The following is a 23,003-nucleotide window of genomic DNA, read 5'->3' on the forward strand; positions in this document are numbered from 1 at the left end:
CTGTTAAACTGCGCCCCCCGAGGAAACCGCCCCATGCCCCATTACGAAGGCGACCTGCGCGTCCATGCCGACGCGCGCTTCGCGATCATCGCCAGCCGCTGGAACGCGCGCATCGTCGACGCGCTGGTCGCCGGCGCGCGGCAAAGCCTGGCCGGCAACGGCGTGGCCGAGGCCGCGATCGACGTGGTGCGCGTGCCTGGCGCCTGGGAAATCCCGGCTGCGGCGGCGAAGCTGGCCCTCACCGGCAAGCACGCAGCGATCATCGCGCTGGGCTGCGTGGTGCGCGGCGACACGCGGCATTACGAGCACGTCGCCGACCGCTGCGCCGAAGGGCTGATGCGGGTGCAACTGGATTCCGGGATCCCGGTGCTGAACGGCGTGCTGGCGGTGGAAGACGTGACCGACGCCGAGAAGCGCGCCGGTGGCAGCCACGGCAACAAGGGCGAAGAGGCGGCGCTGGCCGCGATCGAGATGGCCAACCTGATGGAGAAGTTGCCTTGAACCATCGCTCCCACAAGGACGTCCGCCGTGACGGCGTCGATCCCGTGTTGCGCGCGCGCGCGCGCCGCCGCGCCTTGCAGGCGGTGTACGCGTGGCAGGTTTCCGGCGGCAACCTGCAGCAGGTCATCGCCCAGTTCGCGCACGAACAGGCGCACGAGATCGCCGACCTCGAGTATTTCGAAGACCTGGTCCGTGGCGTGATGCAGCACACCGCGCAGTTGGACGAGGCGCTGACCCCGTACCTGGACCGCACCGTCGAGGAAGTCGATCCGGTCGAACGCGCGGTGTTGCGCATCGCCACGTACGAACTGCTGCACCGCATCGACGTGCCGTACCGCGTGGTGATCAACGAAGCCATCGAAACCGCCAAGCGCTTCGGCGCCGAACACGGCCACACCTACGTCAACGGCGTGCTCGATCGCGCGGCATTGCTGTGGCGGACGGCGGAGACCGGCGCCGGCAAGTCGCGCTGATCGCTCTGGCGCCATGCCCAAATGCTTCGTCATCGAAGACGAATTCCACGCCGAGCAAGTCGGTGAGTATTCGTCGATAGATGCAGCATGGAATGAGTTAAAGAGGCGGTCTTCCATCGCTTGGAATCAGCCGCCAAATGTGGCGCCTTGCAAGAGCTGGGAAACTTGCGGGCGGAATTACGAGATCATCGAGTACGAGACCTCGAGTGTTCCTTGGAAAGAGATAAGACGAATTCCAGGTCTTGTCATTGATTCAAAGGGATTGATCTGGGGGGCGGGAGCCTCCGCCGCCGATTCCGCTCCGCTGGCGTAGTTGCATGGCAATCAGCGAATTCGAACTCATCGACCGCATCCGCGCCCGCGCCATCACGCGCGACGACATCGTGCTCGGCATCGGCGACGACGCGGCGATCCTGCGGCCGCCGCCGAGCAAGCAACTCGTCGTCACCGCCGACACGCTGAATGCCGGCGTGCATTTCCCCGAAGCGACCAAGCCCGGGGACATCGGCTGGAAATCGCTGGCGGTGAATCTTTCCGACCTCGCCGCGATGGGCGCGCAACCGGCGTGGTGCACGCTGTCGCTGTCGCTGCCGGAATCCGATCCGGAATGGCTGGACGGCTTCATCGACGGCTTCCTCGACCTCGCCGCGCGGCACGACATCGCCCTGGTCGGCGGCGACACCACGCGCGGGCCACTGTCGATCGCGGTGACCGCGATGGGCCTGGTCGACAACGGCAGCGCGGTGCGGCGCGATGGCGCGAAGGTCGGCGACGACATCTGGGTCACCGGCACGCTCGGCGACGCGGCGGCGGCGTTGCAGTCGCTGTTCGCCGGCGCGGCGCTGGATCGCGCGTTGCGCATGCGACTCGACCGGCCGGCGCCGCGCGTCGCCGCGGGCCTGCGCCTGGTCGGCCTTGCGAACAGTTGCATCGACGTGTCCGACGGGCTGCTTGCCGACCTCGGCCATATCTGCGAGCGCAGCAAGGTCGGTGCGGAAGTCGAAATCAGCAAACTGCCCGCATCGCCTTCGCTGCAACGCTTCGCGCCGGCGATGCGCATTCCGTGGCAGGCCGGCGGCGGCGACGACTACGAGCTGTGCTTCACCGCCGCACCGCGCCTGCGCGACGAGATCCGGCAGGCGCTCGATTTCGCCGAGACGCCGGGCACGCGCATCGGCCGGATCGTCGCAGGGACGGGGGTGAAGGCGCTCGACGCGGAAGGCAACGAATGGCAGCCGCCGCAGGCCGGATACGTGCACTTCGCCTAGGGGTCGATAGCCGCCGCCTGCAGCAACGGCGCGAGCTCGCTTGCGGGCAACGATGCGCGTCGGCCCTCGCTGGCGGGCCGGGCGGCCTCCATCGGTGCGATCCCCTGCAATTGCGCTGAGACGGGGCGCAGCGGGAAGTCCAGCGCAAGATCGCGGGCCTGCGCTTCGCGCCCGGCGAGTTCGCGATACAGGCTGGCGGCGACGATCAGCGACGCCGGCAACGCCGGGTGCAGGTTCCCGTCGGTGAACATTTCCTGCCGCGGGTTCGCATGCGCATACGCACGCAGCGCCGTGCCGGCAAACACCGGCGTGGCCTTGGAGCTTTTCGCCGCGATGCGCAGGCCGCGATCGAGCTCCGCCTGCCATTGCGGATCCGGGCCCCAGGTGCCGAGCAGCAGCACGCGCACGCTCCGCTCCCGCGCCAGTTCGGCGAACTGGCGATGCGCGCGCCGGCTGGCCTGGCAGTCGGGTTCGTTGCTGTGCAGGCGGTTGGCGAGGCAGGCGAGGATGCCGCCGCGTTCCTGCAGCACCAGCGCGTCCCAGTGTTCGTCGCGCAGCGCCTTTGCGACCGCGCCCTTGCGCCAGTGCCAGGCCAGATCGGCGCCTGGAAAGACATAGCTGGCGGTGGCGATCGTCGGCCCTTCTTCTTGCGCGGCGGCCAGGCTGCGCAGCAGGCCGGGCAGGTTGTTGGTGTAGGTCAAACTGTTGCCGACCAGCAGCACGCGAAGTTCGGCGCGCTCCGCGGCGAAGGCCGGAATGCAGGCGACGCAAAGCACGAGCATGGCCAGCAACCGGGTCGGCACCGGGGCAGGAGATCGCGGGCGGAGGTTGCGCATGCGGCAGTTTCCCTCGGCGCGGAATGCGTTCGTCAACCCGCGGATGCGCGACGCGGCGGCAGCACCTTGCCCGGGTTGAGGATGCCGTCGGGATCGAACGCGGCCTTGACCGCGCGCATCAGCTCCAGCGTCGCCGGCGTGAAGGCGTCGGCCATGTAGTCGCGCTTGCTCAGGCCGATGCCGTGTTCGCCGGACAGCGTACCGCCCAGCGACAGCACCAGCGCGAACAGCCGCGGCAGCGCGGCGTTCGCGCGCGCGGTTTCCGCCGCGTCGTCGGGGCGGTACATCAGGTTGACGTGCAGGTTGCCGTTGCCGGCATGGCCGAAGGCGACGATGGGCAGGGCGAATTCGTCCGCCAGCGTTTCCACGCCGGCGACCAGGTCGGGGATGCGCGACACCGGCACCACGACGTCCTCGTTGATCTTGCCCGGCGCGATGGTGCGCAGCGCCGGCGACAGCGCGCGTCGCGCCGCCCACAGGCGATCGCGGGCGATGCCGTCCTGCGCCACGTCCAGGTCCAGCAGGCCGTCGCCTTCGGCCGCCGTCGCCATTGCCGACAGCGTTGCCGGCAGGGTGTCGTCGTCGCCCTCGGCTTCGACCAGCAGCATCGCACCGGCTTCGGGCACGTCGCTGCCGTTGTGGCGCAGCAGCGCCAGGCTGCGGCGGTCCATGAATTCCAGCGCGGTTGGCGTCGCCGGCTGGTTCATCAGCCGCGACACGGCGGCGGCGGCGCTGGAGGCATCGCGGTAGAACGCGCGCAATCCGGCCTGGGCCCGCGGCCGCGGCGCCAGCTTCAGCGTGGCTTCGACGATCAACGCCAGCGTGCCTTCGCTGCCGACGATGAGGTGGGTGAGGTCGTAGCCGGTCGAATCCTTGGTGTAGGCGCCGCCGCAGCGGACCAGTTCGCCGGTGCCGGTGACCGCCACCAGTCCCAGCACGTTGTCGCGCGCGGTGCCGTACCTGACCGCGCGCGGGCCACCGGCATTCGTCGCCAGGTTGCCGCCGACGGTGCAGCGATCCGCGCTGGACGGATCCGGCGGCCAGAACAGGCCGTGCGGTGCGAGCGCCTGCTGCAGTTCGCCATTGAGCGTGCCGGGTTCGACCACCGCGCAACGGTCGGCCGGGCGCACGTCCACGATGCGGTTCATCCGCGCGAACGACACCACCACGCCGCCCAGGGTCGGCACCGCCGCGCCGGTGGTGCCGGTACCCGCGCCGCGCGCCACGACCGGCACGCGATGCGCGCGGCACGCCCGCACGATGGCGGCGACCTGCTCGCGCGTGCGCGGCAGCGCCACCGCGCCGGGCAAGGCATGGCGGCGCGAATCGTCCTCGCCATGGCGCTGTCGCGCCGCTGCGTCGGTCTGCCAGCCATCGCCGAGCAGCGCGGCCAGTTCGTCGTGCAGGCTGTCGGGGAGCGTCGTGGGCATGCCGGCCATTGTAGGCCGGCGTGGCGCTCAGGCCTCGTCGGCGCGGAAGGCGTCCTTCAGCCATTCGACGCGCGGCGAGGCGATATCGCCGCTGGCTTCGACCACGTCGAAGCGGCACGGCGCGTTCGCGTAATGCGGATGCCCGGCGAGGAACTGCTGCGCAGCGGCGACCAGCTTGCGACGCTTGGAAGCGTCGACCGAGGCCGCGCCGCCGCCGAAGGCGTTCGAGCGGCGGTAGCGCACTTCGACGAAGACCAGCGTATCGCGGTCGAGCATGACCAGGTCCAGCTCGCCGCCGCGGTAATGGGCGTTCGCGGCGACCTGCGCCAGTCCCGCGTCGAGCAGCAGGCGCAGCGCCGCGGCTTCGGCCGCATCGCCGCGCAGGCGTCGCTCAGCCGCCATCGCGTACCGGCACCGGCTGCCCGCCGCTGAACACCGACCACGCCGGCGTGCGCAGCACGTTGCCGAAGCCGTCCAGCTTCAGCGTGCCGGTCGCGCCGCGGATTTCCGAATTCGGCGCCAGCACCAGCTTCTCGAGATAGGCGACCAGTTGCCAGGCGTCGTAGCCGAAGGCGAACAGCCGCGCGGCCGGGCCGCGCGCGGCCGGGTTGTCCATGCCGACCACGCTGGCCACCGGCAGGCCGGGCACGCCGCGCGAGGTCCACACTTCGGTCGGGAACACGATGCCGTCCAGCGCCGCGTCCTCGTCGGCCTTGCCGGTGCCGGAAGCCAGCTGCGAGGTGCCGACGCGGGTCTTGCCGCCGAGCCCGGCCAGCGCCAGTTGCGGCGCCAGCAGGCGCGCGGTGCCGCCGCGCACGGCAAGGAAGATGCCGTCGACGTTCTTCTGCGCCGCCGCGGACAGCGCCGTCGCCAGGTCGCCGGGGTCCTCGCCGACGCTGAGCGTTTCGGCGACGGTGCCGCCGCGCTGCCGGAAGCGGTCGCGGAACGCCTCCGACGCGCGGATGCCGTTGTCATCGTTGCCGGCGATCACCAGCACGTTGTGGCGTTCCAGCCCGAGCAGGTATTCGGCGGCGATCAGGCCGTCGTCCTCCGGCGCCAGCGAGAAGCCGGCGTTGCCGGCCGGCGGCGCCACCGCGCCGCGGTTCAGCGCCAGCACCGGCACCGGCAGGTCGGGTTGCGAAAACAGCTTGCCGACTTCCTCGCGGCCGAGCGGACCGACCACGAAGTCCGCGCCACCGGCCACCGCTTGCCGGTAGGCGTCGACCGCGCCGGCGGTGGTGTCGTAGAAGGCGATTTCCGGGCGCTGCCGGGATTCGCCGTAATAGCCGGCCAGCAGGCCCTCGCGCACCGGCGCGGCGGCGGTGGCCAGCGAACCCGACAGCGGCAGCAGCACCGCCAGCTTCACCGGCGGGCGGTAGCCGTCGCGTTCGGCCGGCGGGCGGTTGTCGAAGCGCCACCGCGCGGCGCTGTCGAACGGCCTCGGCAAGGGCAGGCCGCGGTTGAGCAGGGCCCGGCCGGCGAAGTCGTACAACGGATCGCCGGCAGGCAGCTTCGCGGCTTCGCGGGCCAGGCTGGCGTCGTCGATGCCGGCCAGCAGGCGCTCGATCGCGCGTGCGTTGTCGGCCTTGGCCGTCCCGCCCAGCGCGGCGTCGTTACGTGCCAGCGCCCCGGCTTCGGCGAAGGCGGAGTGCACCGAAGGCTGGCTGGCGGGCCCGGCGACCTGGGTGGTGGCGCAGCCGGCGAACAGCAGCGCCAGCAGCAGCGGGGTGAACAGGGCACGAGCGGGCTTCCTTCCGGACTTCGTATCCATCGTCGATGAGCGGCCTTGCAGGGGAACCGGCTACGATTCTACCCCCGCCCTTGGACCGCCCGCCGATGCACGCCGCCCAATCCGGGACCCTGTTCATAGTCGCCACGCCGATCGGCAACCTGGCCGACCTGTCGCCGCGCGCGCTGGAAACCCTGCGCCAAGCCGACGCGGTCTGCGCCGAGGACACCCGGCACACGCGGCAGTTGCTGGCCCATTTCGGCATCGAACGGCCGCTGCTGGCGTTGCACGAGCACAACGAAGGCGAGATCGCCGAGCGCATCGTCGCGCGCCTGCTGAACGGCGAAAGCCTCGCGCTGGTCTCCGATGCCGGCACGCCGCTGGTCAGCGACCCCGGCTTCCGCCTGGTCCGCGCCGCGCGTGCGGCCGGCGTGCGCGTCTCGCCGGTGCCCGGGCCGAGCGCGCTGATCGCCGCGCTGAGCGTGGCCGGGCTGCCGAGCGACCGCTTCGCCTTCGAAGGCTTCCTGCCGGCGAAGGCGTCGGCGCGGCGCGAGCAACTCGCCGCGCTGGCCGGCGAGACGCGCACGCTGGTGTTCTACGAATCGGCGCACCGCATCGCCGAATCGCTGGCCGACCTGCGCGCTGCGTTCGGCGACGAACGCCCCGCCGTCGTCGCGCGCGAACTGACCAAGCTGTTCGAGACCGTGCTCGACGGCACGCTGGCGCAGCTGCAGGCGAAAGTCGAAGCCGACGCCAACCAGCGCAAGGGCGAGTTCGCGATCGTCGTGCAGGGCGCCGGCGACGACGAAGGCGCGAAGATCGCCGAAGGCCGCCGCATCTACGCGCTGCTCAACGAACACCTGCCGCCGTCGACCGCGGCGAAACTGGCCGCGGAGATTTCCGGCGCGCCGCGCAAGGCGTTGTACGGGCAGGGCGGGTGATGGCGCCTTGGTTTCGTCCGTTACGCCCGCACAAGCGGGAATGACGACCCGAGGAATTCCGGCGGGCGATGACATCTTCCTCTTCCACCGACGATCGCGTGCCGGATCGAAAAGGCGCTTGGTGCGTCTTCCTCGCCTTCCTGCGCCTCGGCCTGACTTCGTTCGGCGGCCCCATCGCGCACCTCGGCTACTTCCGCGACGATTTCGTCGTGCGCCGGCGCTGGCTCGGCGAATCCGAATACGCCGGGCTGGTCGCGCTGTGCCAGTTCCTGCCGGGGCCGGCGAGCAGCCAGGTCGGCATGGCGATCGGCCTGCAACGCGCCGGATTGCGCGGCGCGCTGGCGGCGTGGTGCGGGTTCACGTTGCCGTCGGCCATCGCGATGATCGGCTTCGCCATCGGCCTGTCGCGCTGGGGCGCGCGCATGCCGGCCGATGCGCTGCACGGCATGAAGCTGGTCGCGGTCGCGGTGGTCGCGCAGGCGGTGTGGGGCATGGCGCGGGCGTTCTGCCGCGACCTCGGCCATGCCTTGCTCGCGTTCGCCGCGGCCGCTTGCGTGCTGTCGTGGCCGTCGGCGTGGGTGCAGGTGGGGGTGATCGCGCTCGCGGCTTTCGTCGGGCCGGCCTGGGGAAAGCTGCGCGATGTTTCCGATGACAAGGGGCTGGAAGTCCCCGTGTCGCGGAACTTCGCCATCGTCGCGCTCGTGCTGTTCTTCGTCCTGTTCGCCGGGCTGCCGCTGCTCGCCGCGGCGGCCGGTTCGGACATGGTGCGCGTCGCCGATGCGTTCTACCGCACCGGCTCGCTGGTGTTCGGCGGCGGCCACGTCGTGCTGCCGTTGCTGCAGGCCGAAACCGTGGCCCGGGACTGGATCGGCGCGGGCGATTTCCTCTCCGGTTACGGCGCCGCGCAGGCGGTGCCGGGGCCGTTGTTCACCTTCGCCGGCTTCCTCGGCGCGGCGATGTCGGTCGGGCCGGGCGGCTGGCTCGGCGGACTGGCCTGCCTGGTCGCGATCTTCCTGCCGTCGCTGCTGCTGGTGCTCGGCGTGCTGCCGTTCTGGGAAAGCCTGCGCCGGCGCGCGAAGGTACGGGCGGCGCTCGCCGGCGTGAACGCCGCCGTGGTCGGCCTGCTGCTTGCCGCACTCTACGACCCGCTGTGGACCAGCGCGGTGCGCGACTGGCGCGACGTGGCGCTGGTTGCCGTCGGCATCGCCGCGCTGATGTGGGCGAAGCTGCCGCCGTGGGTGGTCGTGGTCGCGCTGGGCACGGCGGGTTACTTCGTCGCGGCGTGATCCCGTTCAGCTGCGTTGACTGATCGCCACGCTGCCGAGGATCAGCAGCGCCGCGACTGCCATCGCCGGGGTCAGCGCCTCGCCGAGCAGCAGCCAGCCCCAGGCCACGCCGAACACCGGCACCAGGTAGGTCACGGTCGAAGTGCGGCCCGCGCCGACGCGCGCGACCAGCCGGTAGAACAGCACGTAGGCGAAGCCGGTGCACAGCACGCCGAGCGCGACGACCGCGAGCCACGACCGTGCCGCGACCGCGTGCTGCGGCCAGTCGGCCAGCGCGGGCGGCAGCACCAGCAGCGCAGAGGCGAACAGGCTGGCCGAGGCCAGCGCCGCCGGCGGCAGTCCGGACAGGTGCCGGCGCACCAGGTGCAGGCCGATGCCGTACATCAGCGACGCGGCCACGCCCGCGGCCACCGCCGTGCCGACGTGCGCGCCGCCGCCGGTGCGGCCGCCGGCCAGCACGACCACGCCGATCAACCCGGTCGCGATCGCGATGCCGCGGCGCAGGCCGATCCTTTCGCCGAAGAACGCGAAGCCGACCAGCGCGGTGAACAGCACGACCATCGCATTGGAGATCGCGCTGACCCCGGCCGGCGCCGAATGCGCGGCCCAGCCGAACAGCAGGAACGGGATCGCCGAATTGACCGCGCCGATCAGCGCCAGCTTCGGCCACAGCTTCGGCGGGAACAGCGCGCGACTGCGCCACAGCGCCGGCAGCAGCACCAGCGCACCGAGCGCGAGCCGGACTTCCACCATCACGGTTGGCGGTACATCCGCCGCGGCCACGCGCATGAACAGGAACGAGGCGCCCCAGATCGCGCCCAACACCAGCAGGTCCGGCGGCGGCAGGGCGATGCTGCGCGGGTTCGTCATCGTCGTCGCATTCATTTCGTTCCCCCCATTCACGCGGCGACGGCCGCCAGGTAGCGCTCGAAGGAAGCGTCGACCGCGGCGCGGCCGCCGCCGATGATGTTGCGGCCCCAGGTGTAGCCGTAGACGTCGTCGAAGTCGTGGCCGTCCAGCGTTTCGCGCATGCGCCGCACGAACGAGGGCTTCATCGGGATCTGGTTCGGATAGCTGTACATGAAGGCCACGTGGCGGCGGTCGAACACCACCTGCAGCGAGTCGCCGGGCAGCAGCGCGCCCTTGCCGTGCGCGCCCTCGCGCCAGTGCAGCGCGGTGCTGCCGGCGAAGTGGCCGGGGCAGTGCAGCAGGGTCAGCGAATCGGAAAGCTGGTTGCGCGCGCCGGACCAGAACTCGATCCGCGGCGACTTGCGTTGTACCCATTGCCGGTCGGCTTCGTGCAGCAGGATCGGCACGTCGCCCAGCGCCTCGCTCCACTCCAGCATCGCGCTGTAGAAGTGCGGGTGCGAGATCGCGATCGCCTGCACGCCGCCGCGCGATTCCAGTTCGGCCACGGCCGCGTCGGTGACCAGGCTCAGGCATTCCCACAGCAGGTTGCCGTCGGCGGTCGGCACGAACACCGCGCGTTGCGGGATCGCGAAGTCCGGCGCGATGCCGATGCCGAGCACGCCATCGTCTTCGGCGATGCGCAGCGTGTGCGTGGCCGCAAGCCGGTCGTGGGTAGTCCAGCGCTGGCCGTTCCAGCCCACGTACTGGCGCTCGTCGGTGCAGACCACGCACGTCGCCGGCGGGGTGGCGGATTCGGCGTACTGGGTGCCGCAGGTTTCGCAGATGTAACGGGGCATGGCGGGCTCTGGCAGTTGACTCGGAGCCCAGTCTGGGCAAAACATGGACTCCTGATGAGTCCAGATTCATCGAATCTCAGGGAGCCAGTTTTCGCGATTCCCTTCGACCTGCCGGGGATCGGCGAAGGCCAGCGCACCGCCGCGCTGCACCGGCAGCTGCGCGACGCGATCATCGATGGCCGCTTGGCCGCGGGCGAGCGGCTGCCGTCCTCGCGCCGCGCCGCGGAGGCGCTTGGCGTCGCGCGCAAGACCGTGGTTGCCGCCTACGACCTGCTGATCGCCGAGGGTTACGTGCTGCCGCGGCCCGGCGCCCGCGCCGCGGTCGCCGACATCGCCGCGCGCCGGGCTTCGAGGACCGGTCCGTTAGAAGCGCGTGCGCGCAGCGAACTGATCGCGCCGGCCTGGCGGACGCCGCCGCCGCGCCACGCGCAGGCCGTGCCGTTGCCCGAGCGCAGCTTCCGCACCGGCGTGCCGGAACACCGATTCTTCCCGCACGACGCGTGGCGCCGGCTGTCGGCGCGCGCATGGCGGCAATGGTCGAAGCGTCCGTTCGGCTACCCGCCGGTCGAAGGCGTGCCGGCCTTGCGCGAGGCCATCGCCCAGCACGTCGCGTTCTCGCGCGCGGTCGCGTGCAACGGCGACGAAGTGGTGGTGACCTCCGGCGCGCAGAACGCGTTCGACCTGCTGGCGCGACTGCTGGTCGAACCGGGGCGCACGCGCGTCGCGGTCGAGTCGCCGGGCTATCCGACCCTGCGCCAGGCCTTCGCCGCCGCCGGCGCGCTGGTCGTGCCGGTGCCGGTCGACGACGAAGGCCTGCGCGTCGACCTGCTGCCGAAGGACGTGCGCGTCGTCTGCGTGACGCCGTCGCACCAGTCGCCGACCGGCGTGGCCTTGTCGATGCGAAGGCGCGCCGCGCTGCTCGCGCACGCGCGCGAACACGATGCCGTGATCGTCGAAGACGATTACGACGGCGAATTCCGCTACAGCGGCCGTCCGCTCGACGCGCTGCAGACGCTGGATCGCGATGCGCGCGTGTTCTACGTCGGCACGTTTTCGAAAAGCCTGTTCCCGGCGATCGACACCGGTTTCGTCGTTGCGCCGGCGTGGGCGCGCGCATCGCTGGCCGCGGTCAAGCGCATGGGCGATTCGCACGCGCCCGGTCCGCTGCAGGAAACGCTGGCGGCGTTCATCCGCGAAGGACACCTGGCGCGGCACGTGCGCCGGATGACGCCGATCTACGCGCAACGGCGCGAGGTCCTGCTCGAAGCGCTGGAGGGCGGGCTGCGGCGCTGGTTCGCGCCGATCCCGTCGATCGCCGGCCTGCACCTGGCCGCGCGCATCGATCCGGCGGCGGATGCGCGCGCGGTGTTCGACGCGCTGCGCCGCCACGCGCCCGGCGCACAGACGGCGGCCGAATATTCGCTGCAGGCGGATGCGCTGCAGGCCGCGGTGTTCGGTTATGCGGTGATCGATGCGGACGACATCCGCGAAGCGCTGGCGCGGCTGGCGCGGGCGCTGTCGCGCTGAAGCACCGCTACGGCACCAGCACCGCCGCGCCGAGCAGGCGGCCGTCGCGCAGGTCGGACAGCGCCTGGTTGGCGCGGGCCAGCGGATAGGGCGTGGTCTGCGCCTGCAGGCCGACGCGCGGCGCCAGCGTCAGGAAATCCAGCGCATCGCGACGGGTCAGGTTCGCCACCGACAGGATCTGCCGCTCCTCCCACAGCCAGCGATAGGGGAACGCAGGGATGTCGCTCATGTGGATGCCGGCGCAGACCACGCGCCCGCCCTTGCGCACGGCGCGCAACGCGGCCGGAACCAGGCTGCCGACCGGGGCGTAGACGATCGCCGCGTCCAGCGGCAGTGGTGGCGGCGCGTCGGAATCGCCGGCGCTGGCGGCGCCGAGCGCACGCGCGAAGTCCTGCGCGGCGGAGTCGCCGGGGCGGGTGAACACATGTACTTCGCGGCCCTGCCAGCGCGCGACCTGCAGGATCAAATGGCCGGCGGCGCCGAAGCCGTAGATGCCCAGGCGCCGGCCTTCGCCCGCCATCACCAGCGAACGCCAGCCGATCAGCCCCGCGCACAGCCAGGGCGCCAGCGCTTCCGCGGCGAAGCCATCGGGCAGGGGATAGGTGTAGCGCGCGTCGGCGACGGCCAGTTCGGCGAATCCGCCGTTGCGCGTGTAGCCGGTGAAGCCGGGCGCATCGCACAGGTTCTCGCGGCTTTCCGCGCAGTATTCGCAATGCCCGCAGGCGTGGCCCAGCCAGCCGACCCCGACCCGCTGGCCGACGTGCAGCGCATCCGCGCCAAGGCCGAGCGCGACGACGTCGCCGACGATTTCGTGGCCCGGGACCAGCGGCAGGCGCGGTTCGTGCAGGTCGCCGTCGACCACGTGCAGGTCGGTGCGGCAGACCCCGCAGGCGGCGACGCGGACCAGTACTTCGCCGGGGCCGGGCACGGGGTCGGGAAGCTCCACCGCTTCCAGTGGCCGGCCCTGTTGCCTCAGCAGCATCGCGCGCATGAACGCAGTATAGGTACGCGCGCCGGTCGCCGGCGGCGGCGTGCGACAATACGCGCGGCGGAGCCGGCCAGACAGTCGCGTCACTCGCAAGGGTGCCGAGGAAAGTCCGGGCTCCACAGGGCACGGTGCCAGGTAACGCCTGGGCGGCGCGAGCCGACGGAAAGTGCAACAGAAAGATACCGCCAGCGGCTCTTCGGAGTGCGGGCAAGGGTGAAATGGTGCGGTAAGAGCGCACCGCGAGTCCGGCAACGGACCGGCACGGCAAACCCCACCGGGAGCAAGGCCAAATAGGGTGACGATGACGCGGCCCGCGGAGTCACCGGGTAGGCTGCTCGAGCGTATCGGCGACGATGCGCCTAGAGGAATGACTGTCCCAGACAGAACCCGGCTTATCGGCCGGCTCCGCCGCTCGACTTTTCCATGCGCCGCATGGAAAAGCCGCCAAGTTCCGCTTCCCAATCCCCGCCGTTTCGCGGCGCCCCTCTGCAAGAGGGGGGCTTTGCTCCGGGTGGATTTCAGTCGTCGTTGCGCAGCAGCGTCTCGCCCCCGAACACGCCGTTCGGGCCGTAGCGGCGTTCGCTGATCCAGCTTTTGCCTGCATAGTCGATCGCGATGATCGTGCTGGCGCGCGTTCCATAGGCCGGCGTGCGGATGAAGGCCGCGGAAAGCATGCGTTCCTTTTCCAGGCCCACGCCGGTGTCGGGCAGTTGTTCGTCCGGCGCGATGGTTTCGTCGGCCAGCGCGTGCCATAGCGGATCGAAATCGTCGCGCCCCGACTCGATCCATTTCTGCATCGCCGCATGCAGCATCCGCGTCTTCGGCCACGCCACGTCGAAGCCGCCGTTCGACATCGCGTGCACGCCGGGCGCGATCGCGCGCCGCTCGACGCGCGGATGGTTGCCCAGGTAGACGCAGGCGTCGGCGTCGGCGAGCAGCAGGTTGAACGGCGCGAAATCCTTCGCGTCCGCGATCAGCGCCTCGGCGTGGCTCAGGGCATCAGCGCCGGTTTCGAGGAAGCCGACCGGCAACCGCCCGCGCGAAGGCCCGCCGGTCGCGGCGAAGGGATCGCGCACGTTGGTGACCACCGCGCAGCGGCCGTGGCCGCCGATCCCGACCCAGGTGCCGCCGGACTGCAGGTCGCGGCCGGCGCGGATACCCGTGCCGGGCCAGTGCGCCAGCGGCGCGGTCGGGCGGGCGTGGAATTCGTCGCGGTTGCCGGCCAGCAGCAGGCGCCAGCGGGGGTGGGTTTTCCAGGCGGCGGCGACCAGGCACATGCGCCCATTCTGGGCCGTCCGGGCCGGACCGGCGCAAACAGGTCTGCGCAATGCGCTCCGTCTCGCCTCGTCGTGAGATTTTTGGCTTCACCCGGCCTGCACGGGGCTGAATTCTCGCCGAATCTCAAAATTTGAGACGAAACATGGACTTGTGGATAAAGTTTGAACAAGTCTGTGAACTTCCGCGCAAGCCATTGATGTGACAGGCGATTTTTTCATTCGTGTCCTGTTGACAAGGTATCAGCTGGTGCTAAGGTGGGAATCCGAGGGGAAACCGGGTTTTTTGTGGTTTCTCGTGGTTGAATAACGCCCTCCAGCGGGCGACAAGGTGCCGACAGTCGTGTTCCAGGGCGAGACCGCCATCACAGTCGACGACAAGGGCCGGTTGGCGGTGCCCACCGCCTACCGCGACCTCGTCGCGCGCGAGTGCGGCAACCGCCTGGTGCTGACCTACAACCCGTTCGAGTCCGGCAGCCTCTACCTGTATCCGGAGAAGGAATGGCAGCGCGTGCGCGATGCGGTCAACGCATTGCCGAGCACGCAGAAGGCGCACCGGGCGCTGCAGCTGAAGTTGATCGGCGCGGCGACGCCGGTCGAACTGGACGGCAACGGCCGCATCAGCATCCCGGCCAGCCACCGCAGCGCGGTCGGCATCGAGAAGAAGGCCGTGCTGCTGGGCATGGGCGACAAGTTCGAGTTGTGGAGCGAGCAGGCGCACCACGCGCAGATCCGTCAGACCCTGTCCGACGACGATCTGAGCGCGCACATGCTCGAGTTGAAGCTGTGACGGCGGGTGACCAGGTGCGCACCGCGCATGCTGGCCACCTTCCGGTGATGTTCGCGCAGGTCATGGAAGGGCTGCAGGTGAAGGCGAATGGAACCTATCTCGACGGCACGTTCGGGCGCGGCGGCCACGCGCGCGGCGTGCTGCAACGTTTGGGCCCCGAGGGTCGGCTGCTGCTGATGGACAAGGATCCCGAAGCGATCGCCCACGCAGAACGCGAGTTCGCCGGCGACGCGCGCGTGGCGATCCGCCGCGGCAGCTTCGCCGCGCTCGCGCAGTGGCAGGCGACCGCGGCCGGGCTCGACGGCGTGCTGCTCGATCTCGGCGTGTCGTCGCCGCAGCTCGACGTGGCCGAGCGCGGCTTCAGTTTCGGCAAGGATGGCCCGCTGGACATGCGCATGGATCCGGACAGCGGCGAAAGCGCGGCCGAATGGCTGGCCCGCGCCGACGAACGCGAGATCGCCGACGTGCTGTGGACCTACGGCGAGGAACGGATGAGCCGGCGCATCGCCCGCGCGATCGTCGCCCGCCGTGCCGACAAGCCGCTGCTGCGCACCGCCGAACTGGCCGAACTGATCGCCTCGGCGATGCCGCGTACGGGCGAGAAGATCCATCCGGCCACGCGCAGCTTCCAGGCGATACGCATCCACGTGAACCGCGAGCTGGCCGACCTCGAGGCCGGCCTCGAGGGCGCGCTGGCGCGGCTCAACCCCGGCGGCCGGCTCGCGGTGATCAGCTTCCATTCGCTGGAAGACCGCATCGTCAAGCGCTTCATCGCCGCGCACGCCAAGGCGCCGCCGTCGAACCGGCGCCTGCCGGTCGCCGTGGCGTTCACCCCGACGCTGAAGGCGATCGGCGACGCGCAGCGCGCCGACGAGGCGGAAACCGCCGCCAACCCGCGCGCGCGCAGCGCGGTGTTGCGGGTGGCGGAGAAACTGGGGGCGGCCGCATGAGCCGCTTCCTGGTCTTCGCCCTGGTCGTGCTGAACGTCGCCACCGCGATCGGCGTGGTCTACGCCCGCCACCGCCACCGCATCCTGTTCGTCGAGCTGTCGAAGCTGGAGCGCGCGCGCGACGAACTGAACATCGAATTCGGCCGCCTGCAGCTGGAGCAGGCGACCGTGGCCGAGAGCACGCGCATCGACCGGATCGCGCGCGAACGGCTGGGCATGAAGTCGCCGGAAGCCGGCGACGTGGTGGTGATCCGGCCATGAGGAAACCGGCCGCCAGGGAGTCCCTGCCCGAACGCCTGCTGCAGTCGCTGCGCGCCAGGTTCGGCGGCGACGGCGAGCGCAGCGCGCCGCCGCGCAACCGCAACCGCGCGCGCTTCAACCTGCGCGGCCGCCTCGCGCTGGTGCTGTGCACGCTGGGCCTGTGCTCGGTCAGCCTGATCGGGCGCGCCGCCTACGTGCAGCTGATCGGCAACGACTTCTACCAGCGCGAGGGCGATGCGCGCTTCGTCCGCGAGATCGAGATCCCGGTCTCGCGCGGCATGATCACCGACCGCAACGGCGAGCCGGTCGCGGTGTCGTCGCCGGTCGAGTCGGTATGGTGCGACCCGAAGGAACTGATGGCGAAGGCGCCCGACCGCCTGCCGGAGCTGGCGCGCGCGCTGGGCGAATCCACGGATGCGCTGACCCGCCGGGTCAGCCAGCGCGCCGACAAGGAGTTCATGTACCTCAAGCGCCGGATCAACCCGGACGAGGCGAAGGCGATCGTCGCCCGCGGCATCCCCGGCGTGTATTCCAAGCGCGAGTTCCGCCGCTTCTACCCGCAGGGCGAGGCGATGGCGCACGTGCTCGGCTTCACCAACATCGACGACCAGGGCCAGGAAGGCGTCGAGCTCGCCTTCGACGAATGGCTGCGCGGCAAGCCCGGCGTCAAGAAGGTGATCCGCGACCGCAACGGCCGCATCGTCGAGAACATCGACCTGATCGAACCGGCGGTGCCGGGCCGCGACCTCACGCTGAGCATCGACCGCCGCATCCAGTACCTGACCTATCGCGAACTGAAGCGGCAGCTGATCGAATCCGGCGCGGCCAGCGGCACCGCGGTGGTGCTGGACGTGGCGACCGGCGAGGTGCTGGCGATGGCCAACCTGCCGTCGTTCAACCCGAACGCGGTGGAGGCCGGCCAGCGCGAGGCGCACCGCAACCGCGCGGTCACCGACCTGTTCGAGCCGGGCTCGACGATGAAGCCGCTGACCGTCGCCGCCGCGCTCGAGGCCGGCAGGATCACGCCGGCCAGCGTGTTCGACACCAACCCCGGCTGGATGCCGAACGGCAAGTACACCACCACCGACACGCACAACTACGGCGTGCTCGACGTCACCGGCATCATCCGCAAGAGCTCCAATGTCGGCGTCTCGAAGATCGCGCAGCGCCTGTCCAACCAGGAGTTCTACGATTTCCTCAGGCGCTTCGGCTACGGCGAAAGCACGCACAGCGGTTTCCCCGGCGAGGCCGGCGGCCTGTTCCCGCCGCCGGCGCGCTGGAGCGGCACCACCAAGCAGACGCTGTCCTACGGCTACGGCATCTCGGTGACGCCGCTGCAGGTGGCGCACGCCTACGCGACGCTGGCCAACGGCGGCCGCGCCAACGTGCCGACCTTCGTCAAGGGCCAGCCCGGCGAATCGAAGCAGGTGCTGGACCCGCGGATCGCGCACGACGTGATGAAGATGATGCAGACGGTGACCGAGCCCGGCGGCACCGCTTACCCGTGGGGCACGATCCTCGGCTACCACGTCGCCGGCAAGACCGGCACCGCGCACAAGGCCAGCAACGGCGGCTACTCGAAGCGCGACTACGTGGCGTTCTTCGCCGGCGTGGTGCCGGTGGACAACCCGCGCTTCGCGATGGCGGTGGTGATCAACCAGCCGACCAAGGGCTCGCACTTCGGCGGCCTCGCCGCCGCGCCGGTGTTCCGCAACGTCATGGAAGGCGCGCTGCGCCTGATGGACGTGCCGCCGGACGACATCGAGACATGGCTGGCGGCGCAGGCCGGGACCGAAGCGAAGGCGCCGGCGGGAGGTGCGCGATGAAGCGCTCCATGCCGCTCTCGGAATTGCTGCCGGACGTGGCGCTGCCGCGCGATGTCGTCGTCGGCGGGCTGGTGATGGACTCGCGCCAGGTCGGGCCGGGCGACGCCTTCGTGGCGATTTCCGGCTTCGGCACGCATGGGCTGGCCTTCGTCGACCAGGCGCGGGAGAAGGGGGCGGCGGCGATCCTGTTCGATGCGTCCGCGCCTTCCGGCGAATATCCCGCGCCCGCCGACGCCATCGGCGTGCCCGGCCTGCGCGCGCGCATGGGGCGGATGGCCGACCGGTTCCACGGCGGGCCGTCGGCGCAGATGACCACGATCGGCGTCACCGGCACCAGCGGCAAGACTTCGACCGTGCAACTGCTGGCGCAGGCGCTGCAACTGCGCGGCGTGCGCAGCGGCACCATCGGCACGCTCGGCGCCGGCCTGTACGGCCAGGCGCGGGCGACCGGTTTCACCACGCCGCTGGTGCTGCAGACCCACGCGCTGCTTGCGCAACTGCGCGACGCCGGCGCGCAGGCGGTGGCGATGGAAGTCAGTTCGCACGCGCTCGACCAGGGCCGCGTCGACGCGGTGCATTTCGCGATCGGGGTGTTCACCAACCTCACCCGCGACCACCTCGATTACCACGGCGACATGGAAACCTACGGCGCGGCGAAGGCCCGGCTGTTCGCCTGGCCGGGCCTGCGCGCGGCGGTGGTCAACCTCGACGACGACTACGGCCGCCGCCTGTTCGCTTCGCTGCCGGCCTCGCTGCAGCGCATCGGCACCAGCGCGCGCGGCGCCGACGCTGCCGGCATCCGCGCGGGCGGCGTGGTGCTGGACGCGGCCGGCATCGCCTTCGACCTGCACGTCGGCGACGAAATGCGCCGCGTGCATTCGCCGCTGCTCGGCCGCTTCAACGTCGACAACCTGCTGGTCGTCGCCGGCGTGCTGCAGGCGCTGGGCGAAGGCGTCGACGCCATCGCCGACGTGCTCGGCAGGCTGCAGCCGATCCCCGGGCGCATGAACCGCCTCGGCGGCCACGACGGCCTGCCGCTGGTGGTGGTCGACTACTCGCACAAGCCCGACCCGCTGCAACAGGCGCTGGAGTCGCTGCGCGGCCACCTGCGCGGCCGCCTGGTCTGCGTGTTCGGCTGCGGCGGCGAGCGCGACACCGGCAAGCGCCCGCAGATGGCGGCGATCGCCGAGCGCCTGGCCGAAGCGGTGGTCGTCACCGACGACAACCCGCGCGGCGAGGACGGCGACGCCATCGTCGCCGACATCCTGCGCGGCTTCGCGCATCCGCAGGCGGTGACGGTGCAGCGCGACCGCGCGCAAGCCATCGCCCGCGCGGTCGGCGAGGCCGGCCCGGACGACATCGTGCTGATCGCCGGCAAGGGCCACGAAACCTACCAGGAAATCCGCGGCGTCAAGCATCCGTTCGACGACACCGTCGAGGCGGCGAAGGCGCTGGAGGCGCGCGCATGAAGCGCCTGCCTCTCTCCCTGATCGCGCACTGGGCCGGCGGCGAACTGCATGGCGACGACGTTTCCATCGACGCGATCGGCAACGACACCCGCGCGCTGGCGCCCGGCAGCCTGTACGTGGCGCTGCGCGGCGAACGCTTCGACGGCCACGACTTCGCCTACGACGCGGCGATGCGCGGTGCGGCCGCGGTGCTGGTCGACCACGTGGTCGGGCGGATCGACGTGCCGCAGATCGTCGTCGCCGACACCGAGCTCGCGCTGGCGAAGATCGCCGCCGGCATCCAGCAGGGGCGCGCCGGCAAGGTCGTCGCGATCACCGGCAGCAACGGCAAGACCAGCGTGAAGACGCTGCTGGTGTCGATCCTGCGGCGCGCCGGCGAGACCTATTCCAATCCCGGCAACCGCAACAACGAGATCGGCCTGCCGCTGGCGGTGATCGACGCGCCGGATGCCGCCGACTTCGCGGTCTACGAAATGGGCGCCGGCAAGCCCGGCGACATCGCCTACCTGACCGCCGTGGTGCGCCCCGACGTGGCGCTGGTGAACAACGTCGCGCCGGCGCACCTGGAGCGCATGGGCAGCCTGCTGGGCGTGGCCGAAACCAAGGGCGCGATCTACGGCGCGCTGGCCGGCGACGGCGTCGCCGTCGTCAATGCCGACGACGCCTTCGCCGAATACTTCGCCGGCCTCGCCGCGGGCCGGCGCATCCTCCGCTTCGGCCTCGAAAGCAGCGCCGACGTCACCGCGCGCGACATCCGGCCGGGCGATGCCGGTTCGAGCTTCCGCCTGGTTTCGCCGCAAGGCGAAGCCGCCATCGCGCTGCGGTTGCCCGGCCGCCACAACGTGCTCAACGCGCTGGCCGCCGCTGCGCTGGCGCTCGGTTGCGGCGTGCCGCTCGCCGCCATCGCCGATGGCCTGGCGGCGGCGGAACCGGTCAAGGGCCGCCTGGTCGCGCACGTGCTGGGGAACGGAGCGGCGCTGATCGACGACAGCTACAACGCCAATCCCGGTTCGCTCGCCGCGGCGATCGACACCCTCGCCGCGGCGGGCGGCGAAAGCTGGCTGGTGCTCGGCGACATGCGCGAACTCGGCCCGGAGGGCGAGGCGTTGCATGCCGACGCCGGGCTGCGCGCGAAGAACGCCGGCATCCGCCGCCTGTACGCGCTGGGCCCGCTCAGCGCCGCCGCCGCGCGCGCCTTCGGCGAGGGCGCGCGGGTGTTCGACAGCCACGGCGCGCTCGCCGCCGCGCTGCGCGCCGACATGGGCGCGACGGCGCCCGGTCTGCGCGTGCTGGTCAAGGGCTCGCGCGGCAGCGCCATGGACCGCGTCGTCGCCGCATTGCTGCCCGTCTCCGACAACGACAAGAACAAAGGGGAGAAACCGCATGCTGCTTGAACTCGCCCGCTGGCTGCAGCAGCTCGAGGACCTGTTCCGGCTGTTCGGCTACCTGACCCTGCGCGGCATCCTCGCCGCGTTGACCGCGCTGTTCCTGTCGCTGTGGCTGGGCCCGGCCGCGATCCGCCGGCTCGCCCAGCTCAAGGGCGGCCAGCCGATCCGCAAGGAAGGCCCGCAAAGCCACTTCTCCAAGGCCGGCACGCCGACCATGGGCGGCGGCCTGATCCTGGTCACGGTGGCGCTGTCGGTGCTGCTGTGGGGCGACCTGCGCAACCGTTACGTGTGGCTGGTGCTGGCGGTGATGGCCGCGTTCGGCGCGATCGGCTGGTACGACGACTGGATCAAGATCGTCCGGCGCGATCCGAACGGGCTGAAGTCGCGCTGGAAGTACCTGCTGCAGTCGATCTTCGGCCTCGCCGCCGGGCTGTTCCTGTACTACAGCGCCGACGTGCCGGCGGCAACGACTTTCTACATCCCGCTGTTCAAGGCGGTCGCGTTGCCGATGGTCAGCATCAGCTTCGTCGCCATCGCCTATTTCTGGATCGTCGGCTTCTCCAATGCGGTCAACCTGACCGACGGCCTCGACGGGCTGGCGATCATGCCGACCGTGCTGGTCGCCTGCGCGCTGGCGGTGTTCGCCTACGCCAGCGGCCCCGTGAAGTTCTCCGAGTACCTGCAGATCCCCTACATCCCGGGCGCCGGCGAACTGATCGTGATCTGCGCCGCCATCGCCGGCGCGGGCCTGGGCTTCCTGTGGTTCAACACCTACCCGGCGATGGTGTTCATGGGCGACATCGGCGCGCTGGCGCTGGGCGCGGTGCTGGGCACGGTCGCGGTGATCGTGCGCCAGGAGCTGATCCTGGTGGTGATGGGCGGCGTGTTCGTGGTCGAGACGCTGTCGGTGATGATCCAGGTCGCGTCGTTCAAGCTCACCGGCAAGCGCGTGTTCCGGATGGCGCCGATCCACCACCACTTCGAGCTGAAGGGCTGGCCGGAGCCGCGCGTGATCGTGCGCTTCTGGATCATCTCGGTGATCCTGGTCCTGGTCGGCCTGGCCACGCTGAAGGTGCGCTGATGAACGACACCCCGCGCCAGGCCACCCGGCTCGAAGCCATCGAAGGCCGCTACGACGCGTGGCTGCTGGGCGCCGTCGTGGCGCTGGCCGCGCTCGGCGTGGTGATGGTGGCGTCGAGCTCGATCGCGCTGTCGGGCAACCCGTTCTACTACCTCGAGCGGCACCTGGTGTTCCTCGCGCTGGGCGCCGGCCTGGGGTTGTGGGCGATGCGCACCGAGCTCAAGAGCGTGGAGAAGCACAACCACCTGCTGCTGCTGGCCTGCTTCGGCCTGCTGCTGCTGGTCTGGATGCCGGGGCTGGGCGTCAGCGTCAACGGCGCGCGGCGCTGGATCAACCTCGGCCTGGCGCGCTTCCAGGTGGTCGAGGCGGTGAAGGTGCTGTACATCGTCTGGCTGTCGAGCTACCTGATCCGCTTCAGCGACGAAGTCAGCGCCAGCTGGTCGGCGATGCTGAAGCCGCTCGGGGTGGCCGCGCTGCTGATCGCGATGCTGCTGGCGCAGCCGGACTTCGGCTCGTCGACGCTGCTGCTGGGCATCACCGCCGGCATGCTGGTGCTGGGCGGCGCGAACCTGACCCGCATGCAGATGCCGATCGTGCTGGCGCTGCCGGTGCTGGTCGCGCTGGTGGTGTTCGAGCCGTACCGCATGCGCCGCGTCACCTCGTTCCTCGACCCGTGGGCCGACCAGCTCGGTTCCGGCTACCAGCTCAGCAACGCGCTGATGGCGCTGGGCCGCGGCGAATGGGCCGGCGTCGGCCTCGGCAGTTCGGTGCAGAAGCTCAACTACCTGCCCGAGGCGCACACCGACTTCATCTTCTCGGTGATCGGCGAGGAGCTCGGCTTCGTCGGCGTGTGCGCGGTGATCGGCCTGTACGCGCTGCTGGTCGGCCGCGCGTTCTGGATCGGCTACCAGTGCGTGGAGATGCGCCGCCACTTCGCCGGCTACGTCGCCTTCGGCATCGGGCTGTGGATCGGCATGCAGGCGTTCGTCTCGATCGGCGTCAACCTCGGCCTGCTGCCGACCAAGGGCCTGACCCTGCCGCTGGTTTCGTCCGGCGGCTCCAGCGTGATGATGACCTGCGTGGCGATGGGCCTGCTGCTGCGCGTGTCGTACGAGCTCAACCGCGCCGGCAAGCAGGTCGCGCTGCTGCGCGGCGAGATGGCGCAGGGCCGCGATTCCGCGGCGGCGCCGTCGTCGCCCGCGCCGGCCGCCCAGCCGGCCGTGCGCGGCACCAGCCGGCTGAAGCCGCGGGTCGAGCCGACCTTCGAGAGGATCGCCTGA

20 protein-coding genes, 1 other RNA gene and 2 pseudogenes are annotated in these 23,003 nt (G+C 70.9%); 15 read left to right on the plus strand and 8 right to left on the minus strand.

Annotated elements, in window-relative coordinates; all coding sequences use genetic code 11:
• The first annotated feature begins 33 nt into the window (after window positions 1–33).
• The 3 genes from ribH (at window position 34) to thiL (ending at window position 2,242) form a co-directional block, all read left to right on the plus strand.
• Window positions 34–501 (plus strand): 6,7-dimethyl-8-ribityllumazine synthase, encoded by a 468-nt coding sequence (ribH, locus tag CSC71_RS08760; protein ID WP_162373988.1) that lies wholly within the window; start codon window positions 34–36, stop codon window positions 499–501.
• Entirely contained in the window at window positions 498–974 is a 477-nt protein-coding gene (gene nusB / locus CSC71_RS08765; protein ID WP_162373989.1) for a transcription antitermination factor NusB, read from the plus strand. Before ribH ends, nusB begins: the two co-directional genes overlap by 4 nt.
• Before the next feature lie 323 nt (window positions 975–1,297).
• On the plus strand, window positions 1,298–2,242 hold the full coding sequence (gene thiL / locus CSC71_RS08770; protein ID WP_162374060.1) for a thiamine-phosphate kinase: 945 nt from the start codon (window positions 1,298–1,300) through the stop codon (window positions 2,240–2,242).
• Here thiL and CSC71_RS08775 read toward each other — a convergent pair.
• The 4 genes and pseudogenes from CSC71_RS08775 to CSC71_RS08790 all read right to left on the minus strand — a co-directional run.
• The gene (locus CSC71_RS08775; RefSeq protein ID WP_162373990.1) at window positions 2,239–3,078 is read right to left on the minus strand and encodes a hypothetical protein; all 840 of its coding nucleotides are present in this window, start codon (window positions 3,076–3,078) and stop codon (window positions 2,239–2,241) included. The genes thiL and CSC71_RS08775 overlap by 4 nt on opposite strands.
• Before the next feature lie 32 nt (window positions 3,079–3,110).
• Complete coding sequence (locus CSC71_RS08780) at window positions 3,111–4,508, minus strand: FAD-binding oxidoreductase (protein WP_162373991.1); 1,398 nt, start codon at window positions 4,506–4,508, stop codon at window positions 3,111–3,113.
• Window positions 4,509–4,535: 27 nt separating this feature from the next.
• Window positions 4,536–4,910: a YraN family protein gene (locus tag CSC71_RS08785; protein WP_162373992.1), complete on the minus strand. Its 375-nt coding sequence runs from the start codon at window positions 4,908–4,910 to the stop codon at window positions 4,536–4,538.
• Window positions 4,900–6,189: pseudogene (locus CSC71_RS08790) on the minus strand (penicillin-binding protein activator); the annotation flags it as partial. The gene CSC71_RS08785 and the pseudogene CSC71_RS08790, both read right to left, overlap by 11 nt.
• Before the next feature lie 155 nt (window positions 6,190–6,344).
• Here CSC71_RS08790 and rsmI point away from each other — a divergent pair.
• Both rsmI and chrA read left to right on the plus strand, forming a co-directional pair.
• The gene (gene rsmI / locus CSC71_RS08795; protein WP_162373994.1) at window positions 6,345–7,178 is read left to right on the plus strand and encodes a 16S rRNA (cytidine(1402)-2'-O)-methyltransferase; all 834 of its coding nucleotides are present in this window, start codon (window positions 6,345–6,347) and stop codon (window positions 7,176–7,178) included.
• A 98-nt stretch (window positions 7,179–7,276) separates the two neighbouring features.
• Window positions 7,277–8,464, plus strand: coding sequence for a chromate efflux transporter (gene chrA / locus CSC71_RS08800; protein ID WP_246192107.1), 1,188 nt, complete (start codon window positions 7,277–7,279; stop codon window positions 8,462–8,464).
• Window positions 8,465–8,470: 6 nt separating this feature from the next.
• On the opposite strand, the gene CSC71_RS08805 is transcribed toward chrA, so the two are convergent.
• Complete coding sequence (locus CSC71_RS08805; protein ID WP_162373996.1) at window positions 8,471–9,349, minus strand: DMT family transporter; 879 nt, start codon at window positions 9,347–9,349, stop codon at window positions 8,471–8,473.
• 14 nt (window positions 9,350–9,363) lie between these two features.
• Window positions 9,364–10,170 carry an MBL fold metallo-hydrolase gene (locus tag CSC71_RS08810; protein WP_162373997.1) on the minus strand — a complete coding sequence of 269 codons (807 nt, stop codon included), beginning with the start codon at window positions 10,168–10,170 and terminating at the stop codon, window positions 9,364–9,366.
• 54 nt (window positions 10,171–10,224) lie between these two features.
• Between CSC71_RS08810 and pdxR the strand changes: the two genes are divergently transcribed.
• Window positions 10,225–11,697, plus strand: a complete 1,473-nt coding sequence (pdxR, locus tag CSC71_RS08815; RefSeq protein WP_162373998.1) for a MocR-like pyridoxine biosynthesis transcription factor PdxR — start codon at window positions 10,225–10,227, stop codon at window positions 11,695–11,697.
• A gap of 7 nt (window positions 11,698–11,704) precedes the next feature.
• Here the strand turns inward: pdxR and CSC71_RS08820 are convergent, their stop codons facing one another.
• Window positions 11,705–12,688 (minus strand): zinc-dependent alcohol dehydrogenase family protein, encoded by a 984-nt coding sequence (locus tag CSC71_RS08820; protein ID WP_162373999.1) that lies wholly within the window; start codon window positions 12,686–12,688, stop codon window positions 11,705–11,707.
• Window positions 12,689–12,747: 59 nt separating this feature from the next.
• Between CSC71_RS08820 and rnpB the strand changes: the two genes are divergently transcribed.
• Window positions 12,748–13,096: RNase P RNA component class A (rnpB, locus tag CSC71_RS08825), an RNA gene on the plus strand.
• 107 nt (window positions 13,097–13,203) lie between these two features.
• On the opposite strand, the gene CSC71_RS08830 is transcribed toward rnpB, so the two are convergent.
• On the minus strand, window positions 13,204–13,962 hold the full coding sequence (locus tag CSC71_RS08830) for an NRDE family protein (protein ID WP_162374000.1): 759 nt from the start codon (window positions 13,960–13,962) through the stop codon (window positions 13,204–13,206).
• A 340-nt stretch (window positions 13,963–14,302) separates the two neighbouring features.
• Between CSC71_RS08830 and mraZ the strand changes: the two genes are divergently transcribed.
• The 8 genes and pseudogenes from mraZ to ftsW all read left to right on the plus strand — a co-directional run bounded on the left by mraZ (window position 14,303) and on the right by ftsW (window position 23,003).
• Window positions 14,303–14,749 (plus strand): division/cell wall cluster transcriptional repressor MraZ, encoded by a 447-nt coding sequence (mraZ, locus tag CSC71_RS08835; RefSeq protein ID WP_162374061.1) that lies wholly within the window; start codon window positions 14,303–14,305, stop codon window positions 14,747–14,749.
• A complete protein-coding gene (gene rsmH, locus CSC71_RS08840; protein WP_425501940.1) occupies window positions 14,746–15,699 on the plus strand; it encodes a 16S rRNA (cytosine(1402)-N(4))-methyltransferase RsmH in 954 nt (317 codons plus the stop codon). The genes mraZ and rsmH overlap by 4 nt, the downstream gene beginning before the upstream one ends.
• Complete coding sequence (ftsL, locus tag CSC71_RS08845; protein WP_162374002.1) at window positions 15,696–15,959, plus strand: cell division protein FtsL; 264 nt, start codon at window positions 15,696–15,698, stop codon at window positions 15,957–15,959. The genes rsmH and ftsL overlap by 4 nt, the downstream gene beginning before the upstream one ends.
• Window positions 15,956–17,767: pseudogene (locus CSC71_RS08850) on the plus strand (peptidoglycan D,D-transpeptidase FtsI family protein); the annotation flags it as partial. The gene ftsL and the pseudogene CSC71_RS08850, both read left to right, overlap by 4 nt.
• Before the next feature lie 14 nt (window positions 17,768–17,781).
• Entirely contained in the window at window positions 17,782–19,254 is a 1,473-nt protein-coding gene (locus tag CSC71_RS08855; protein WP_162374004.1) for a UDP-N-acetylmuramoyl-L-alanyl-D-glutamate--2,6-diaminopimelate ligase, read from the plus strand.
• Window positions 19,251–20,648: a UDP-N-acetylmuramoyl-tripeptide--D-alanyl-D-alanine ligase gene (locus CSC71_RS08860; RefSeq protein WP_162374005.1), complete on the plus strand. Its 1,398-nt coding sequence runs from the start codon at window positions 19,251–19,253 to the stop codon at window positions 20,646–20,648. The genes CSC71_RS08855 and CSC71_RS08860 overlap by 4 nt, the downstream gene beginning before the upstream one ends.
• Entirely contained in the window at window positions 20,638–21,723 is a 1,086-nt protein-coding gene (gene mraY / locus CSC71_RS08865; protein WP_162374006.1) for a phospho-N-acetylmuramoyl-pentapeptide-transferase, read from the plus strand. The genes CSC71_RS08860 and mraY overlap by 11 nt, the downstream gene beginning before the upstream one ends.
• The gene (ftsW, locus tag CSC71_RS08870; protein WP_162374007.1) at window positions 21,723–23,003 is read left to right on the plus strand and encodes a putative lipid II flippase FtsW; all 1,281 of its coding nucleotides are present in this window, start codon (window positions 21,723–21,725) and stop codon (window positions 23,001–23,003) included. The genes mraY and ftsW overlap by 1 nt, the downstream gene beginning before the upstream one ends.

It is taken from the genome of Pseudoxanthomonas sangjuensis (genome assembly GCF_010211755.1).
Lineage (GTDB): Bacteria > Pseudomonadota > Gammaproteobacteria > Xanthomonadales > Xanthomonadaceae > Pseudoxanthomonas_A > Pseudoxanthomonas_A sangjuensis.

Bases quoted from the DNA above. Each gene is read 5' to 3' on its own strand.
- ribH (WP_162373988.1), top strand. From the start codon at position 34: ATGCCCCATTACGAAGGCGACCTGCGCGTCCATGCCGACGCGCGCTTC.
- CSC71_RS08775 (WP_162373990.1), bottom strand. From the start codon at position 3,078: ATGCGCAACCTCCGCCCGCGATCTCCTGCCCCGGTGCCGACCCGGTTG.
- CSC71_RS08780 (WP_162373991.1), bottom strand. From the start codon at position 4,508: ATGCCCACGACGCTCCCCGACAGCCTGCACGACGAACTGGCCGCGCTG.
- CSC71_RS08785 (WP_162373992.1), bottom strand. From the start codon at position 4,910: ATGGCGGCTGAGCGACGCCTGCGCGGCGATGCGGCCGAAGCCGCGGCG.
- rsmI (WP_162373994.1), top strand. From the start codon at position 6,345: ATGCACGCCGCCCAATCCGGGACCCTGTTCATAGTCGCCACGCCGATC.
- CSC71_RS08805 (WP_162373996.1), bottom strand. From the start codon at position 9,349: ATGAATGCGACGACGATGACGAACCCGCGCAGCATCGCCCTGCCGCCG.
- CSC71_RS08810 (WP_162373997.1), bottom strand. From the start codon at position 10,170: ATGCCCCGTTACATCTGCGAAACCTGCGGCACCCAGTACGCCGAATCC.
- pdxR (WP_162373998.1), top strand. From the start codon at position 10,225: ATGAGTCCAGATTCATCGAATCTCAGGGAGCCAGTTTTCGCGATTCCC.
- CSC71_RS08820 (WP_162373999.1), bottom strand. From the start codon at position 12,688: ATGCGCGCGATGCTGCTGAGGCAACAGGGCCGGCCACTGGAAGCGGTG.
- CSC71_RS08830 (WP_162374000.1), bottom strand. From the start codon at position 13,962: ATGTGCCTGGTCGCCGCCGCCTGGAAAACCCACCCCCGCTGGCGCCTG.
- ftsL (WP_162374002.1), top strand. From the start codon at position 15,696: ATGAGCCGCTTCCTGGTCTTCGCCCTGGTCGTGCTGAACGTCGCCACC.
- CSC71_RS08855 (WP_162374004.1), top strand. From the start codon at position 17,782: ATGAAGCGCTCCATGCCGCTCTCGGAATTGCTGCCGGACGTGGCGCTG.
- CSC71_RS08860 (WP_162374005.1), top strand. From the start codon at position 19,251: ATGAAGCGCCTGCCTCTCTCCCTGATCGCGCACTGGGCCGGCGGCGAA.
- mraY (WP_162374006.1), top strand. From the start codon at position 20,638: ATGCTGCTTGAACTCGCCCGCTGGCTGCAGCAGCTCGAGGACCTGTTC.
- ftsW (WP_162374007.1), top strand. From the start codon at position 21,723: ATGAACGACACCCCGCGCCAGGCCACCCGGCTCGAAGCCATCGAAGGC.